General features: G+C 67.6%; 16 protein-coding genes. 2 read left to right on the top strand and 14 right to left on the bottom strand.

The window, feature by feature from the left end; translation table 11 throughout:
* Position 1 precedes the first annotated feature (1 nt).
* Complete coding sequence (locus tag E3227_RS06675; protein ID WP_144317969.1) at positions 2-1,432, top strand: condensation domain-containing protein; 1,431 nt, start codon at positions 2-4, stop codon at positions 1,430-1,432.
* A complete protein-coding gene (locus tag E3227_RS06670) occupies positions 1,413-1,619 on the top strand; it encodes a hypothetical protein (RefSeq protein ID WP_144317968.1) in 207 nt (68 codons plus the stop codon). The genes E3227_RS06675 and E3227_RS06670 overlap by 20 nt, the downstream gene beginning before the upstream one ends.
* Here the strand turns inward: E3227_RS06670 and E3227_RS06665 are convergent.
* From E3227_RS06665 to obgE, 14 genes are all read right to left on the bottom strand, one after another.
* Positions 1,616-2,752: a cellulase family glycosylhydrolase gene (locus tag E3227_RS06665; RefSeq protein ID WP_170228643.1), complete on the bottom strand. Its 1,137-nt coding sequence runs from the start codon at positions 2,750-2,752 to the stop codon at positions 1,616-1,618. The genes E3227_RS06670 and E3227_RS06665 overlap by 4 nt on opposite strands.
* Positions 2,736-3,830 (bottom strand): glycosyltransferase family 4 protein, encoded by a 1,095-nt coding sequence (locus tag E3227_RS06660; protein WP_170228642.1) that lies wholly within the window; start codon positions 3,828-3,830, stop codon positions 2,736-2,738. The genes E3227_RS06665 and E3227_RS06660 overlap by 17 nt, the downstream gene beginning before the upstream one ends.
* Positions 3,831-4,024: 194 nt before the next feature.
* The gene (locus E3227_RS06655; protein ID WP_144317965.1) at positions 4,025-4,420 is read right to left on the bottom strand and encodes an ankyrin repeat domain-containing protein; all 396 of its coding nucleotides are present in this window, start codon (positions 4,418-4,420) and stop codon (positions 4,025-4,027) included.
* A gap of 10 nt (positions 4,421-4,430) precedes the next feature.
* Positions 4,431-5,375 carry a DNA polymerase III subunit delta gene (holA, locus tag E3227_RS06650; RefSeq protein WP_006839790.1) on the bottom strand — a complete coding sequence of 315 codons (945 nt, stop codon included), beginning with the start codon at positions 5,373-5,375 and terminating at the stop codon, positions 4,431-4,433.
* A gap of 1 nt (position 5,376) precedes the next feature.
* Positions 5,377-7,011 (bottom strand): ComEC/Rec2 family competence protein, encoded by a 1,635-nt coding sequence (locus E3227_RS06645; RefSeq protein ID WP_144317964.1) that lies wholly within the window; start codon positions 7,009-7,011, stop codon positions 5,377-5,379.
* Positions 7,012-7,656 carry a ComEA family DNA-binding protein gene (locus tag E3227_RS06640; RefSeq protein WP_144317963.1) on the bottom strand — a complete coding sequence of 215 codons (645 nt, stop codon included), beginning with the start codon at positions 7,654-7,656 and terminating at the stop codon, positions 7,012-7,014.
* Between the two features lie 79 nt (positions 7,657-7,735).
* Entirely contained in the window at positions 7,736-8,545 is an 810-nt protein-coding gene (locus E3227_RS06635; protein ID WP_136652823.1) for a DegV family protein, read from the bottom strand.
* Positions 8,545-9,213 carry a histidine phosphatase family protein gene (locus E3227_RS06630; RefSeq protein WP_144317962.1) on the bottom strand — a complete coding sequence of 223 codons (669 nt, stop codon included), beginning with the start codon at positions 9,211-9,213 and terminating at the stop codon, positions 8,545-8,547. The genes E3227_RS06635 and E3227_RS06630 overlap by 1 nt, the downstream gene beginning before the upstream one ends.
* Positions 9,214-9,225: 12 nt before the next feature.
* Positions 9,226-9,717, bottom strand: coding sequence for a ribosome silencing factor (gene rsfS, locus E3227_RS06625; protein ID WP_144317961.1), 492 nt, complete (start codon positions 9,715-9,717; stop codon positions 9,226-9,228).
* A 78-nt stretch (positions 9,718-9,795) separates the two neighbouring features.
* A complete protein-coding gene (nadD, locus tag E3227_RS06620) occupies positions 9,796-10,380 on the bottom strand; it encodes a nicotinate-nucleotide adenylyltransferase (protein WP_246062903.1) in 585 nt (194 codons plus the stop codon).
* Positions 10,381-10,443: 63 nt separating this feature from the next.
* On the bottom strand, positions 10,444-11,400 hold the full coding sequence (locus E3227_RS06615) for a PE-PPE domain-containing protein (protein WP_144317959.1): 957 nt from the start codon (positions 11,398-11,400) through the stop codon (positions 10,444-10,446).
* 115 nt (positions 11,401-11,515) lie between these two features.
* Positions 11,516-12,820 (bottom strand): glutamate-5-semialdehyde dehydrogenase, encoded by a 1,305-nt coding sequence (locus tag E3227_RS06610; RefSeq protein ID WP_186366473.1) that lies wholly within the window; start codon positions 12,818-12,820, stop codon positions 11,516-11,518.
* 12 nt (positions 12,821-12,832) lie between these two features.
* Positions 12,833-14,008 carry a glutamate 5-kinase gene (gene proB / locus E3227_RS06605; protein WP_246062635.1) on the bottom strand — a complete coding sequence of 392 codons (1,176 nt, stop codon included), beginning with the start codon at positions 14,006-14,008 and terminating at the stop codon, positions 12,833-12,835.
* Between the two features lie 23 nt (positions 14,009-14,031).
* Entirely contained in the window at positions 14,032-15,534 is a 1,503-nt protein-coding gene (gene obgE, locus E3227_RS06600; RefSeq protein ID WP_136652829.1) for a GTPase ObgE, read from the bottom strand.
* Positions 15,535-15,625 lie beyond the last annotated feature (91 nt).

Genomic DNA, 15,625 nt, shown 5'->3' with positions numbered 1-15,625 from the left:
CGTGCTGGGCACATCTAGCGCGGAAAGTCACCAGTTTGTTGACCTCAGCGACAGCGATGACCCCGCAGCCGCGATGCGCGAGCTTGTCGACGCGCAGTGGCAGACCCCGATCCCCATCCTGGGTCCGGGGGTTTCGCACCGCAGTGTCGTCGCCAAGCTCGGCGAGGGGCGCTACGCATGGTTCGGCGGCTGCCACCACGCCGCGATTGACGGGTGGGGAGGCATGCTGCTTCGCCGCCGCGCGAGCGAACTCATCGCCGCCGCCGTCGCGGGTCTCGACGCGCCCCCGCGGCGCACCGGCACCTTCGAGCACTTCGCCGCGGAAACCTCGCGCAGCACAACTGACCCGGGATCCGTGCACTTTTGGCTCGCGCAGCTAGAAAACATGCCACGCACCCTGTCGTTTTCCGACCGCACCGCCCCGCCCGCCGACCTGCCCATCAGGCGCGTCGAAAGGCTACCGATTGCGACCCTCGACAACCTTGGCGCGGAGTCGGGCGCGTCGTGGCGCGACATCATCGCCGCGCTCGTGCTGTCCTACATCCGCGCAATGACACAGGAGAACGCTGTGATCGCGGGGTTCCCGGTGTCCGGGCGGCACACCCCGCTTGCGAAGGCGAACCACGCGACATCCAACACCACGCTGCCCCTGCGCGTCGCGTTCGAGCCCGGGGACACTATCTTCGACATCTCCCGCCGCTTTCGCGCCACGCTCAAGGCCAGCTACCAGCACCAGGACGTGCTGCTCAGCGACCTCACCAACACGGACCCCTCGCTGTTTCTCGCGCCGCGTCTCTTCGGCCCGCTGGTCAACATCATCCCCTTCCACGACGCGATTGAGTACGGCACGCTGGACCCCCAGTACGAGGTGTGGAGCTACGGGCCGATCGATGACTTCTCGCTGACGATTCAGCCAACCGACTCGCTGCACCTTGAGATCGAGATGCTCGCCAACCCCAGGGTCTACACCGCGGACGAGTGCGCCGCCCACGCCCGACGGTTTATGGACTGGTGCGGAGCAATCATCGCGGACCCGACTGCCCCGCTCGACTCGCTTGTGGCTCTGACCGCCGACGAGGCTGCCGCGCACGAGCTGCTGTCACGGGCGCGCGCCGACGCGGAGAAAGACTCGAGCGAATGGGGTGCCGTGCTCACGCCCCATGAGCTGGCGGGGTTTGCCCAGCACACGGTCAACGCCGACGTTTCCGGCCTGAAACTCGTCGGCCCCGCGGGGTTTGCCGTTCCAGCCGGCCGCGTCGGCCGCGTCATCGCTTTAACCGACCAGGGCGAGCGCGACACCGGGCTGCGAGCCTCGCTCGAGCTTGTCGATGCCCACCCGCCCGCGCTGCGCTACCACGGTCGCGCGACGGACGTCGTCCGCGCCAGGGAGTGCGACGTTGAAAAAAGGCGCGGTGGTCCAGGCAGTACGTGAATTCGCCCAGTCGCGCTACCCAGGCGAGCGTGTTGGGTACGACGACGTTGAGGTGGGCGTCGGTAAGCATGCGGTGACCGCTACCGTGCCCTGGGAGCTGACGGCGCAGGACACGCGGCAACTGCGTGAGCTTGTGGGGCGCTACACCCCGGCGCGGATCCGCTTCGCCACCGCCAGCCCCAGCTAGAGCGCGCTGCGGAGCTCGTTGGCGCCGACCTTCGCGCCGCCGTCGCTGGTGTAGATGCCGAAGTAGCTCTCAGGATCGGTCACTCCCAAGGGGTAGTCCTGGAGCGTGTAGAAGTAGAAGCGCTCGATCCGTGGGTTGCGGCGCGCCTCCTCGATGCCGAACATCAGCATCGCGGCCTGCTCGGATTGGGTCAGCCCGGACAGGCCCCCGGTGGGCGCGCCGTACTCGGTCACCCACATCTGCTTGCCCGCGTCACCGTTGCCATCCATGATGCGTTGTAGCTCGTCGATGTCGAGGAACTTCATCCTCTCCTCCGGCGGGTCGTTCCAGGTGTAGGGGTGCACGCCCAGCGCGTCGAAGGAATCCTTCGCACCCGCCTTGTACATCTCGCTGACGAACGTCGTGGGGGAAATCGACGTCTCCGTGTCAGCCGCCGGGGCGAGGCCCGCGCTGATGACCACGGCGCTCGGGTCAGCCTGATGGATCCGGGGGTACGTCAGCTTCAGCAGCTCCGCGTACTCTGCGGCGCTGGGGTTGGTCCAGAAGCGGGAAATATTCGGCTCGTTCCACACCTCGTACGCGTAGACGGAGTCCTTGTAGCGCGCGGCCACCGCGGCAGCGAACTCGCTGTACATCCGCCCAATCTCGTGCCTGTCGCTTTCCGACGCCGCTAGCGTCACCGCGCCCGAGGACGACAGCGACGACGCGCCCTGTTGGGTTATCGCCTGCTGAACCCCGGCCTCCTGCACCCAACCGGGAATTGCGTAAAGGACCAGCATCGGTTCAATCCCCGCGGCCGTCGCGCCGTGGACCATCATGTCCAGCTCGGACCAGTCGTAGTAGCCCGGGGCCGTTTCCACGTCACCCCAGGGCACGCTGATCCGGATCTGGCACGCGCCGACGTTGCGCGCCATAGCGTAGGATGCCTGGAGCTCCTCGGGGCTCTTCCACCCCCAATCCGCGGAAACGGCGACCCCGTAGTCCCCGCACGGCACGTCCGCCGCGTGCGCGGCGCTAGTGGCGATTCGAGGCGTAAGCCCCGCCGTGATCGCAACCGTGGCGGCGACACCTGCCACAGCGAAAACGGCGGTGACCCACCATGACGCAGCGCGCCCCTCAGCGCGCGGCGCCACGGAGCACCTCCAGCATGTTCGGAATCGTGCGGGAGAGATCGTGCTCGCGCATGACGGCCTCGTACCCGGTCTCGCTCATCCGTTGAGCCGTCGACGGGTCCGCGAAGAACTGCTGCAGCGCCTGGGCAAGAGCCTCGGCGTCATCCGGCGGGATGAGAAGCCCGCGCCCGTCGCGCAGGTAATCCGCGCTGCCTCCGAGGTTGGTCGCGATCACGGGTACTTTGTGAGCCATCGCCTCCAAGACCCCGAGCGGGCCCGCTTCTGGCAGCCGAGACGGCGAGACGAGCAGGTCCCAGCGGGCGAACACATCGTCCGGATTGACGTGCCCGAGGAACCGCACCCGGTTGGCAACCCCGCGGGCGTCGACACGGTCGTGCAGCGAGTCGGCGTAGACCTGCGAGCCGGGGAAGACGGCGCCCGCGAGCTCGACCTCGATGTCGAGCACCGCCGGATCGATGAGGCTGACGGCATCGATGAGCACGTCCTGGGCCTTCCAATCCGTGATGGCGGCGAGCATGCCCACCACGGGGCGGCCCTGGTCATGGCCCTGCGCGGCTCCGCGGCGCGCGAAAAACTCCGCATCGGGGAGGACGACACCGTTGGGCCGAACCACCACGTTGCGGTAGTAAGGCCGGATCCGCTCGGCGGTCGGCTCGGACACCGCGATAGCGACGTCGACGGCGCGGGCCCCGAGGCACGCGGCGATCTCTTGCTTGCGCTTGGCGATGGTGTCGTGAACCAGCCACACGACCGGCACCTTGGCGCGCTGCTTCGCCAGTGCGACCGCGGGGAGCCCGAATGTGGAGTTGAGCAAAACCACGTCCGCGGCGCGCATCGCGGGCGCGAGAACGCGCGCGGTGCGCAGCCACGTTAGCGGTACTGCTGCGTTGGACCCGGGCTTGCGGGCACGGGTGCTTCCAGGGTTTGCGTTGGGCACCTGGTGCTCGATGGCGATGTGGTCGATCCGCGGGTCGAGCCCCTCCGTGATCGCGCCAGCCGGAGACGCGAGGGTGACAGTGTCGCCCTCGGACAGTGCGTGGTCAATTAACTGAAGAAGGACCTTTTCGGCTCCCGACACTGCGGAACCCGCATTTATAGCGAGGATTTTCATCGGTCTCCAGGAGTTCACTCGGCACGAAAATTGTCAACTACATGGGTAACTAGGGGCGTGTGACACGTTGCCGCAGATGCTCGGCTAGCGAAAGCATAACAGTGATTAGGTTTTCATAATAGGTTTCGCGAGAATTGTTTTCACGCTAACAATGCCGTCGCTTATTGCATCTTGTCGGCGAGGTCCTCGCGCCCGAACATCCGTGCGGTCGCGATCGCGTCGGGGTGACCCGCCCGCGGGTCGGCGCCGGCATGGAGAAGCAGCTCGACGATATCGTCTTCCTTCTTGAAAATGACGCCGGCCAGCGGCGATTGACCGCGGGCATTGAGCTTATCGACGTTCGCCCCACGCTCAACCAAGCCCCGCGCGAGCTCGAGATGCCCCGCATACGTCGCGAGCATGAGAAACGTGTTGCCATCCTGGTTGGCAAGGTTGACGTCGACGCCGTTATCGACGTAGTCGAGCAGCACCACGTCCCCCGTGCGCGCCAACTCGAAGAGCTTGCCCGCGAACTCCTGGACATCTTCCGGCACGTGCTGGTTTTCCTGCTCGTTCATGCGTGCCAGTTTAGCGCGCAAGCTCGGCGATTCTGCGCACCGCGTGTTCGATCGCGTAGTCCGGGTCACCGCCTTGGCCCTTGACCTCGGCGTCGAGGTTCGCGATGACGATCACGGCCTCTGAGACGGCCTCGCCGGACCAGGTCCGTGCGGCCTGCATTGTTTTTTTCGCGACAAACGGATGCATTCCCAGCTCGCGGGCGATCTGGTCGGGGTTACCACGGGTGCTGTAGAGCTTGGCGATGTCGCTTACTTTCCTGGCCAGCGCCGCGGCAAGGGCGACGGGGCTAATGCCCAGCTGCAGCGCGCGCCGCGTCGAGGCCAGTGCCCGCTCTGCGCGCCCGGCTACGGCAAGGTCTGCGATGTCGAACCCGGAAATCTCAGCTACCCCGGAGTAGTAGGCATGAACGGACCTCACCGTCAGCTCCCCCTCGGTGTCTGCCACGAGTTGGCTTGCCGCGGTGGCCAGCTCGCGCAGATCGGAGCCGACGGATTCTAGCAGCGCGGCAACAACATCGGGAGTGGGGTGGGCCCCGAGGCGGCGGAACTCGTTGTTCAGCCAGGCGTGGCGGTCCCTGTCGCGCAGCGGGTCGACCGTGTGCACCTCAGCGACCTTTTTGAACTTGGCCACGTAAGACTTGTTGCGTCCGCCTCCGGTGTGCTCGATGATCAGCGTCATCCCCGGCGCTGGGTCACGTGCCGCCTGCAACAACAGCTCCGTGGGCTCCTTGCCCGCCTGCTCCGCGCCGGTGAACACCACGACCCGCTGCTCGGCAAACAGCGAGGGGCTCGTGGCCATGAGCAGCTCTGCCTCGGTGACGTCGCCGGCGCGCAAGCGGCTGACCTCGGGCGCCGCGCCGTCGGCTGCAGCGTCGATGATGGTCTTCGTCGCGCGCTCGGCGAGGAATTCGTCTTCGCCCAAGACGAGGTGGACGGGATTGAGCATGCGCCCCATCTTAAAACCTTCCGCTTTGTGCGCGCTGCGTGCCGTCGGGGTAAAGCCACACCGGCCCGTCGCGGTTGGGGTAAAGCACCGGCAGGCCGCCGGTCGTGGACACGGGCCGGTCGTGGGGTTGGCCGCCCTCAAGGACGACCACAACCTGCGTGTGCGCCGGCACCGGCTCAATGCCGCTTTCCCGCTCGACGACGTGCGCGGTGAGGCGGTTGAGCTCCACCGGTTTATGCCACTGCGCCCCCGGGCCAGCAACCGCGAGCGCCGCGGCAACGGCCGTCAGAGTGAGGCGCGGTCGCTGTGCCATGAACCCGGCGAGCACCCACCCGTAGCAAACGATGACGCCGAGCGGGCCCGCCTCAACCGTGGCACCGGGAAACGCGGCACCCGTGGTGGCGACGAGGTCAACCCACGCGGCCAGGGGCTCGATAACCCATAGAATCGGCACCTCCAACCCGCCGGGTGCGAGCGAGAGCACCACGGCAACCAGGCCGAGAACCGTCACCGGAGCAGTCACGGGCACGACTAGGATGTTCGCCAGTACCGCAACGATGGACACCTCGCCCGACATCAGAGCCACCAACGGCATCGTCACAATATCGGCGGCCACGGCGACGGCGAGGGCACGCACCACGATCTCCGGCCAGCGGGTAAACACAAGGTAGCGATACAGCAGCGGGCTCAGCGCTACGATCGACGCGGTGGCGGCAACCGACAGCGCGAAGCCGAAGCTGACGGCTAGGTTTGAATCGATCAGCACGAGCCCGATCACGGCCAAGCACAGCGTGTGCACCGGCTCGGCGGTCGACGACGCCAGCACCGCCGCCAGCCCCACAAGGCCCGTGACAGACGCGCGCAGCACACTCGGCTCGGGCCCTACCAGCCCCGCGAACAGCGCCAGCGCCGCCGCGGCGAACACGATGCGACCGCGAAGCCCGAGCCCAAGCGCGCTAGCCAGCACCACGGCCGCGGCGGTGACAATGGCGACGTTGCTTCCGGACACCGCGCTCAAGTGCGACAGCCCGGTATCCAGATAGGCCTGCTGCTGCGCCTCCGACTGCAGCGAGGTATCGCCCAACACCATGCCGGGGATGAGCCCCTGCGCCCTCGGGCCAACCGTGTGGGCCACCGAGGCGGCAAACATCTCTTTCACGTGGTTCGACCAGGCCGCCATGCCGGTCGGGGCGCTCAGAACCTCTACCTCGCCGTTGAACACGACCTGCGCCGTGCCGGCTTGCTCCGCCTCGGACGCGCGCCCGGTCACTCGCACGGCCGCTCCGTTGTCCACGCCCGGAGGCAGGTCGTCGACGAAGACGGCGATCGGGCCAGGGTGGCCGGTAACCCTGACACGCAGCAGGTAGCCGTGGCCCTCGATGGGGTGTGCGGCGCCGGAGACCCGGCCGAGGACTTCGGTGCCGAACTGCCACGCGCGGGCCGTGGCAACTCGCATCACCGCAACCAGCGCGGCCGCGGAACCCAGGCCCGCGACGAGCACGACCTGGCCCCACTGCCTGGCGCAGGCCACCGCGGTGCACACCAACACCACCGCGGCTACAGACGCCGCCGGGCCCCAGTAGATCGCCGCCAGCGTGGCCGCCCACACGGCAACGGCGGCAGGAACCAGGCGCAGCTCCGACATTTAGACGCCCACTAAGTCTTTGAGCGCCTCGAACTTGGCGGGGCCGATGCCCTTGACGTCCATCAACTTGTCTACAGAAGCGAACGGGCCGTTGGCCTCGCGGTGCGCGATGATCGCGGCGGCAGTCGCGTCACCGACGCCCGGCAGCGTGGTCAGCTCCGCCGCGGTAGCCGAGTTCAGCGACACCAGCCCCGGCGCTGGCGGCTGCGCCGCGGGGCCAGCCGGAGCAGCCCCGACCGCCTGGACGTGGATCTGTTGGCCGTCGACAAGCAACTGCGCCTGGTTGAGCGAGATGAGGTCGGCGTGCGGCAGCGGCGCGGCCTGTTCGAGCGCGTCCGCCACGCGCGCGCCCTGCTCCAAGGTGACCAGGCCGGGGTTGGCCACCTCCCCCACCACCGACACCACCACCTGCGCGGGTGGGGCCTCCACAGCGGCGGTGTCCCACTGCGGCTCGGGCGCGGCGGGGCGAAGGAACGCCCAGCCGGCTACCAGGGCAAGCACGACGGCAACGGCAACCGCGGCGTGCAACGGCTCCACGCGCACGCGTGGGGGCGGGAACTCGACCGCGAGGCGGTCTTCCTCCCCGGTCGGGCGCAGCAGTTCCGTGATGCGGTCGGTGCCAGTCGGGCGGTGTGGGCGGCTCATGCCGCAGACGCTAAGCGACGCCGCGCGGCAGGAAAAGGCTCAGCGCCTTAAGCTGTGGATAACCGTGTTGAAGCGTCACCTACTCGGGTGAGTTATCCCCAAAGCCCGAAGAAAAGACCGCCGAGAGCCCGATGGCCCCGGCACCGGTGTGCACGGCGAGGGCGTCGACAAGCGGCACGACAAGCACGCGGGAGTCCTCGGGCAGCACCTCGCTGAGCATGTCCGCCAGCGTCTCCGCGGCCTCTTCGACATCGGCGTGCTGGATGGCGATGAACACGGGCTTGCCCTCGGCCTGCTCCTGTACCAGCTCCGTGAGCTTGATAAACGCCTTCGTCTGCGTCCTCGTTTTGCCTGCCAGCTCCAGTTTGCCGGCATTGAGGTGCAGGATCGGCTTCGTGGCCAGGAGAGCGGCCGAGAGCACCGCTGTGCCCGTCGACAAGCGGCCGCTCTTGCGCAAGTCGTCAAGCTGGCTGAGGTAGACCCACGTCCCGGAGCTGGCGAGGGTGTCCTCTGCGATTTTCTCGCAGGCGTCTAAGTCCGCGCCCTCTCGCGCCAGCGACGCAGCCGCCATCGCGGCCGCCCCAACTGCCATGCCCACGGTGTTGGTGTCCACCACGCGCACCGCATCGTCGAACACCGCCGACGCCGACACGGCCGCGGACCAGGTGGAAGAAAAGCTCTTGGACAAATGCAGAGCCACGACACCGTCGTCGCCGCCGCGCTCGAGCTGGCGAGCGTAAATGGCGGCGAGCTCGACCGAGGACAAGCCACTGGTAGACCCGCCGCCCTCGACGTCCATGACGTGGAGCTCGGCGACGGTGATGCCAAGCTGCTCGGCGATGTCGCTCGGCAGCCCGGCGGAAGAATCAACAACGATGCGTACGCTCATTAGTCGCTAAACCCCTGGTTCCAGGCATCGAGGTACCACTTCACCGCACTCGGCTCCGTCGGGAACTCCGCGGGCATAGCCTCGCCCTCGCGGTAGGCGGGTTCGGCGCTCAACCGCGAGGTGTTGGTGTTTTTCAGGCTGTTGAACAGCGGGTACTGGCTCTCGCGCAAGCCCAGCAGGTTCGAGGTCAGCGCGGAGATGGTCCCGCCGTGCGCGACGAGCAGCACCGCCGAAGCGTCCCACTCGGAATACGTGCTCATCAGCTCGTCGACCACGGGGCGGGCGCGCTTGGCCACGTCCAAGCGGCTCTCCCCTGCAGGCGGCGCCCACGCGGCGTTGTTTCGCCAGTGCGCCCTGATCCTGCCGCGCTCAGAGTCCACCTCGGCGTGGGTTTTGCCCTGCCACTGCCCAAGGTGCGTCTCGCGCAGGCGCGCGTCGTGCGTCGGCTCGAGCCCCAGCGACGCCGCGATGATCTCCGCGGTATGGCGGGCACGGGTCAAATCGGAGGAGACGATCTTGGACACCCCGAGGTTCTTCATCAGCTGGGCGGCGGCGCGAGCCTGCTCCACGCCTACCTCCGACAGCTCGGTGTCCAGCTGGCCCTGCATGCGGCGGCCAGCGTTGTAGTGTGTCTGGCCGTGCCGCAGCAGAATTAGTCGTCGTCTCATCGCGTCTAGTGCCTAGAACTCGTCGTCGCCGGAAGCTGGGCCCTCACCCGCCAGGGGCAGGTCCTCGATCCTCTCGGCGCCGCGCACGCTTGCCGAATCACCTTGCTGAGCGAGATCGCCGAAGGCAACGTCGCGCTCGTAGGGCGGCATGCCCTCCACCTCGTACACTGGGCAATCGGCGTACAGGCGATCCAGGCCGTAGAAGTCCCGCTCGGCGTCGCGCTGCACGTGGATGACAATGTCGCCGTAGTCGAGCAGCACCCAGCGGTTCTCCCGGTTGCCTTCGCGGCGCTTCGGCTCGAAACCGGCGTCGGTGAGATCGCCCTCGATCTCCTCGACAATCGCCGCGGCCTGGCGCTCATTGTCGGCGGAGACGATGACGAAGATGTCCGTAATGCCCACGACGTCGGACACGTCAATCACGGCAATGTTGCGTCCAAGCTTCTCGTCCGCCGCTTTCGCGGCAATGGTGGCCTGCTCGATAGAGGTCTTCAGGGCTGTCAAATGTTTAAAATCCTTCTCGGTATGAAAAAGCGTCAACTATAGCGCCCATTGTCACACGTTTTGCGGCAGATGTGCTAGTTAAGCGCCCTCGCCCGTGCGGTACAGATTGTTCTTGGCAATGTAGCGCACCACCCCATCGGGCACGAGGTACCACACGGGCCTGCCCTGGCTGGCGCGCAGGCGGCAGTCCGTCGAGGAGATGGCCATCGCGGGGATCTCCACGAGGTGCACCCGCTCCTGGTGCTTCGCGGGCAGCATGTCCTCGCGCAGCTCGTAGCCGGGCCGGGTCACGCCGACGAACTCCGCGAGGTCGAACATCCGGTCCCAATCGTGCCAGGACATGATCGAGCTCAGCGCGTCCGCGCCGGTGATGAAGTACAGCTCCTCGGTCGGGTACACCTCGCGCAGGTCACGCAGGGTGTCGATGGTGTACGTCGGCCCGCCCCTGTCGATATCGACCCGGGAGACGGTGAACTGCGGGTTCGACGCGGTGGCGATCACCGTCATCAGATAGCGGTGCTCCGAGTCGGTGACCTCGCGATCCGCCTTCTGCCACGGGTCGCCCGTGGGCACGAAAACGACCTCGTCGAGATCAAAGCGGTCGGCGACCTCGCTGCCCGCCACGAGGTGACCGTTGTGGATCGGGTCGAAGGTCCCGCCCATGACACCGATTTTGCGTGGTTTCATACCGTGCGAGTCTAGGGCCAGCCGAGGACGAAGGGGGCGTTAACCGTAGCGGACTTGGTCGACGAAGCGACCGAGGCTATCGGAGACCTGGTCGTCCCACGGGGAGGGCTGCAGGAAGTAGCGGCCGTGGTTGCCACCGTTGCCTTCCGCGCCGCGCAGCGTGGCGATGGACAGGTCGCAGATCCCGTCGAGGGGCAGGCAGTAGTTGACACGGTTGCCGGTCCCGGCGGCCGTCTTGGAGTTAAACGGCAGGGCGCCGAGCACGCCGCCGGCGCCACCGCCGCCGACGCCAACGGTGGACCAGTCGCCCGGTGCGGTGTTGGGGTTGCCCAGGTAGACCACACCAGCGAGCTGGCCGCGCGCCGCGAGCTCTTTTTCGTGCTCGAGCAGCACCATCGCGCCCTGCGAGAAGCCGATCAGGATGTAGCCCGGGCGGCAGCCGCTGGAGGCTTCGTAGTCATTGATGGCCTGCATAACGCCCGCGCGGCCCGCGTTGACGGAGTCGAGGAACTGGGTTCCCGCCGCGCGCGCCATCTGCAGGGTGGGCACGGCGTACTGCACGGCGAGGCCGACGGCCTGGGCAATGGTGGCGGGGACCGCGATGGCCGGGGTGTCGTACGCCGGGTAGACAGCCGGGTAGTAGCGCGGCTCGAGGCCGATGACCTCGACGTCGTTCATCAGCGAGGCGCCGCCGTGGGTGGCGCGGTAGCGGCCCTCGGCGTGGCGCAGGTAGGCGCGGATGGTCTCGCCCTCCCAGCCGTTGGATGTCCACGACGCCCCGCCCGAGTAGGTGGTGGGGACAACCTGAGTGTTTTGGCCGGAGCCGCGTGCCGCGATGACCGCGACGGCCGGGCAGCGCTGCTGGGCGCTGGCCTGAGGTGCGTGCACACCAGGCAGGCCCGCGGCGGGGGCGAGGATGGCGGCGAGCGCCGCAACGAGGGCGACGCTTAAGGAAACCGCGGTGGCGCGGAGGGTGGGAGCTGGGGTGCGAGACACGTCTGATCAGCCGTTTCTATGGAGTTAATATTTGAACGGCTCACATCCTATACCCGCCCCCAATCAATGTCGCGTCGAGATCACAGCTTTCTCACGGCTGTGTCACACATTGCACTTAGTCGCGCACGTGGCCAGCACCCTCGAGGATCCACTTTGTGGTGGTCAGCTCGGGTAGCGCCATCGGTCCGCGGGCGTGCAGCTTCTGGGTAGAAATGCCGATTTCCGCTCCCATTCCGTACTGTTCGCCGTCAGTAAACGCGGTACTCGCGTTGAGCATCACGGCCGCGGCGTCCACCTCGTCGGCGAAGCGCTGCAGCGTGTGCGCGTCGCGCGACGCTATCGCCTCAGTGTGCCCCGTCGACCACTTCGCGATGTGCGCGATCGCTCCCTCAACGCCGTCGACGATCTCCACAGCGATGTCCATGGAGAGGTACTCGTCAGCCCAATCCTCCTCGGTCGCGGACACCACGTCGCGCGCCCCAAGGGCCGAAAGCTTATCGGCGTCCCCATGAACGCGCACCTCCGCCTCCTGCAGGGCGGTGATCACGCGCAGCTGATCGGCGGCGGGCAGGAGGGAATCGATCAGCGCCGTCTCCGTCGCGTTGCACACGGAGGTTCGCCGGGTCTTGCCGTTGAGCAGCATCGCGATCGCGGAGTCGAGGTCCGCCTCGGCGTCGACGTAGAAGTGGCAGTTACCGGTTCCCGTCTCGATGGCGGGCACCGTGGCGTTTTCCACCACCGCGTTGATTAAGCGCGCGGAGCCACGCGGGATGACGACGTCGACAAGCCCGCGGGCGGTGATGAGGTCCTGGACCGACTCGTGGGTCTCGCACGGCAGAAGCTGCACGATCTCGCGCGGCAGGCCGCGGCTGACGACGACGTCCTGCAGGATCTCGACGAGCTTCTCGTTCGTCGCGCGCGCGGACTTCGAGCCGCGCAAGAGCGCCACGTTGCCCGATTTCAGCGCCAGCCCGAAGGCATCCACGGTGACGTTCGGGCGGGCCTCGTAGACCATGCCCATCACGCCCAGCGGCACGCGGACCTGGCGCATGCGGATCCCGTTGGACATCGTGCGGCCTTGGATCACCTCGCCGATCGGGTCGCTCAAGCCCGCGACTTGGTGCAGGCCGTCGGCGATGGCGTCGATACGCTTCTTATCCAGCGAGAGCCTGTCAATCAGCGACTCGCTCATGCCGGCGCCGCGGCCCGCCTCGATATCCTCGGCGTTGGCGGCGAGCACCTCGTCGGCGCGGCTGACCAGCTGCTCGGCGGCATCGCGCAGCAGCGCGTCCTTGTCCGGGGTCGGCAGCGTCGCCAGAACCGGCGCGGCGGCCTTCGCGGCGCGCGCCTTGGTCAGGACTTCTTCGCGCTCGGCGGCGCGTGCTGCGGTTGCGTCGTTGATCTCAGCCATAGTGACCATCGTAGTGGCAAGCTAGAGCCGGGTGGCGTAGTTGGACAGGTAGTCCGCGTGAACCACCGGGCGGCGCAGGTGCGGCTCGAGGCCACGCGTGTTTTTGCCCACCATGTCCACGAGCTGGGCGGCGTCGTAGGCCACGACACCTCGGCCCACCGCCTCGCCTTCTGGGCCGAGGATCTCCACGATGTCGCCGGAGTGGAAATCACCCTCGACCTCGGTGATGCCGACGGCGAGCAGGCTCGTGCCGCCCCGGGTCACCGCGCGCACAGCACCAGCGTCGAGACGCAGCACGCCCTCCGCGTCGGCGGCGTAGAGCACCCAGAACTTCCAAGCGCTCAGGCTCGACTGCGGCCGCGTGTGAAACACCGTGCCGCAGTCGGCGCTGGTGAGCGCGCACTCGATGCCGCTTGCCGACGTCAGCAGCACCGGCACCCCACCGCGCGCCGCCAAGCGCGCCGCGGACACCTTCGCCGCCATGCCGCCGGTGCCCAGCGCGCCGCCATCGCCAGCCGCGACGTTGTCGAGGTCCTTGCCGGAGCGGACCTGCGTGATCAGGCGCGCCTCGGGGTCGGCAGGGTTGCGGTCGTAGAGGCCGTCGACGTCGGAAAGCAGGTACAAAGCGTCCGCCGAGACCAGCGTGGACACGATGGCGGAGAGCCTGTCGTTGTCGCCGAAGCGCATCTCGGAGGTGGCCACCGTGTCGTTTTCGTTGACGATGGGCACGGTGCCGAGCTGGCGGAGCTTGTCGATGGTGCGCTGCGCGTTGCGTGCGCGGTCGCGCCTGCCGGCGTCGGACTGGGTCAACAGGACCTGACCGATGGTGCGGCCGTAGCGGGCGAAAGAGCGACCCCAGCTTTGCGCGAGGTGGACCTGACCCACCGCCGCCGAGGCCTGCTTGGTGGCCAGGTCGCGTGGCCGGGTGCTCAAGCCCAGCGGCGCCATGCCTGCCGCGATCGCGCCCGAGGAGACGACGATGACGTCGCTGCCGGCCGCCATGCGGGCCTGCAGCGCGTCGACGATGCGGTCGATCTGCTCCTGGCTGATGGAGAAATCATCGTTCACAAGCGAACTGGTCCCGATCTTGACCACAACCCGCTTCGCAGTGGCGATGTGGTGGCGCAGCTCCTCCTCCGTTTTCAGCGTTTCTGCTGGGTGGACCGGGGCTGACGCGTGTTCGGTGTCGTTCGTCATGGATACCTAGCCTAGCGCCTGGCCTAGCCCTGCCAACGCTCGCGATCGGCCTCCTGGCCGTCGCCGTAGTCGTACTCGTCGATCAGGCCGCGGCGGGCCTGGGAGGCGCGCTTGCGCTCGGCCGCCGAGGCGCGCTCGGTGCCCGCGAGGCGGGCGTCCTGGCCGCGGCCGGCAAGCGTCGGGTCGCCGCCGATGGAGGGCTCCCAGTCGAAGGAAATCTCGCCGATGGTCACGGTGTCGCCCTCGTTGGCCCCGAGCTTGCGCAGCTGGTCCTCCACCCCGGCCTTGTTCAGGCGGTCCGACAGGTAGCCGACCGCCTCGTCGTTTTCGAAGTCGGTTTGGCGGATCCAGCGCATCGCTTTTTCGCCCGTGACAACCCACGCGCCCTCGAACTCGGGATCGGGCTCGACCACGATGCCGTCGGCGGCGTCGACCGCGCGGGGTTTAAGCACCTGCAGGGACCCCGGCTCGGCCTTGACCTTCGGGCGCGACTTTCGCGCGGCGCGCACGATGTCCCACAGCGCCCACTTGAGCTCGTCCAAGCCCTCGCGCGTGGCCGTGGAGATCGTGAAAATCGGCCAGCCGAACCGCTCCTTCAAGTCCTCTTCGAGGAAGTCCGCGAGCTCGCGGGCGTCGGGAATGTCCATCTTGTTCAGCACGATCAGGCGGGGCCGATCACGCAGATCACCAAGGCCGGAATCGGTATCCAGCTCTTCAGCGTAAGAGGCCAGCTCGGCCTCGAGCGCGTCGATATCGGACAGCGGGTCGCGGCCCGGCTCCATCGTGGCGGTGTCGACGATGTGGGCGAGAACGGCGGTGCGCTCGATGTGGCGCAGAAAGTCCAGGCCCAAGCCCTTGCCCTGGCTCGCGCCCGGGATCAGGCCCGGGACATCCGCGATGGTGAACGTGTCGGTGCCCACGTCGACGACGCCCAGGTTCGGCTGCAGGGTGGTAAACGGGTAGTCGGCGATCTTCGGCTTCGCTGCCGAGAGCACCGAAATCAGAGAAGACTTGCCCGCGGAGGGGAAACCTACGAGTCCGACGTCGGCCATGGATTTCAGCTCGAGGACGAGTTCGTGGGCTTCGCCCGGTTCGCCCTTGAGCGCAAACCCGGGGGCCTTGCGCTTCGTGCTGGCCAGCGCCGCGTTGCCCAGGCCACCGAAGCCTCCCTCGGCCGCGACGAAACGGGTGCCCGGCACAGTCAGGTCGGCGAGGATTTCGCCGTCGACGCTGCGCACGACAGTGCCGACGGGCACCTCCAGGACAAGGTCTTCCCCGCGCGCGCCGTTGCGGTGATCTCCGGCACCGTTGGCGCCGCGCTTTGCCTTCAGGTGGGGCCGGAACTGGAAGTCCAGCAGGGTGTGCACCTGCGAGGAGACCTCGAAGATGATGTCGCCGCCGTGCCCGCCGTTGCCCCCGTCGGGACCGCCGAGGGGCTTGAACTTCTCTCGGTGCACTGACACGCAACCGTGCCCGCCGTCGCCTGCCTGCAGGTGCAGGTGGGCGCGGTCAACGAACTGAGCCATGGTGCCAGCCTTTCCGTGGTGAAACTTTCGTGGCCTCCCACCTTACGTTCTCCAGCAGGCACAATCCAAAGGCGGCGAGGGCTCGTGGACC

The organism is Corynebacterium sanguinis (assembly GCF_007641235.1).
Taxonomy (GTDB): domain Bacteria; phylum Actinomycetota; class Actinomycetes; order Mycobacteriales; family Mycobacteriaceae; genus Corynebacterium; species Corynebacterium sanguinis.
Note: the sequence above shows the minus strand (reverse complement) of the source record. Positions and strands in the feature narration are given on the sequence as shown.

Excerpts from the sequence above, each read along its gene's own strand:
- E3227_RS06645 (WP_144317964.1), bottom strand. The coding sequence starts at position 7,011 with ATGTCGGAGCTGCGCCTGGTTCCTGCCGCCGTTGCCGTGTGGGCGGCC.
- E3227_RS06630 (WP_144317962.1), bottom strand. The coding sequence starts at position 9,213 with ATGAGACGACGACTAATTCTGCTGCGGCACGGCCAGACACACTACAAC.
- E3227_RS06635 (WP_136652823.1), bottom strand. The coding sequence starts at position 8,545 with ATGAGCGTACGCATCGTTGTTGATTCTTCCGCCGGGCTGCCGAGCGAC.
- proB (WP_246062635.1), bottom strand. The coding sequence starts at position 14,008 with ATGACGAACGACACCGAACACGCGTCAGCCCCGGTCCACCCAGCAGAA.
- holA (WP_006839790.1), bottom strand. The coding sequence starts at position 5,375 with ATGGGGCGCATGCTCAATCCCGTCCACCTCGTCTTGGGCGAAGACGAA.
- obgE (WP_136652829.1), bottom strand. The coding sequence starts at position 15,534 with ATGGCTCAGTTCGTTGACCGCGCCCACCTGCACCTGCAGGCAGGCGAC.
- E3227_RS06610 (WP_186366473.1), bottom strand. The coding sequence starts at position 12,820 with ATGGTCACTATGGCTGAGATCAACGACGCAACCGCAGCACGCGCCGCC.
- E3227_RS06655 (WP_144317965.1), bottom strand. The coding sequence starts at position 4,420 with ATGAACGAGCAGGAAAACCAGCACGTGCCGGAAGATGTCCAGGAGTTC.
- nadD (WP_246062903.1), bottom strand. The coding sequence starts at position 10,380 with ATGGGCGGGACCTTCGACCCGATCCACAACGGTCACCTCGTGGCGGGC.
- E3227_RS06640 (WP_144317963.1), bottom strand. The coding sequence starts at position 7,656 with ATGAGCCGCCCACACCGCCCGACTGGCACCGACCGCATCACGGAACTG.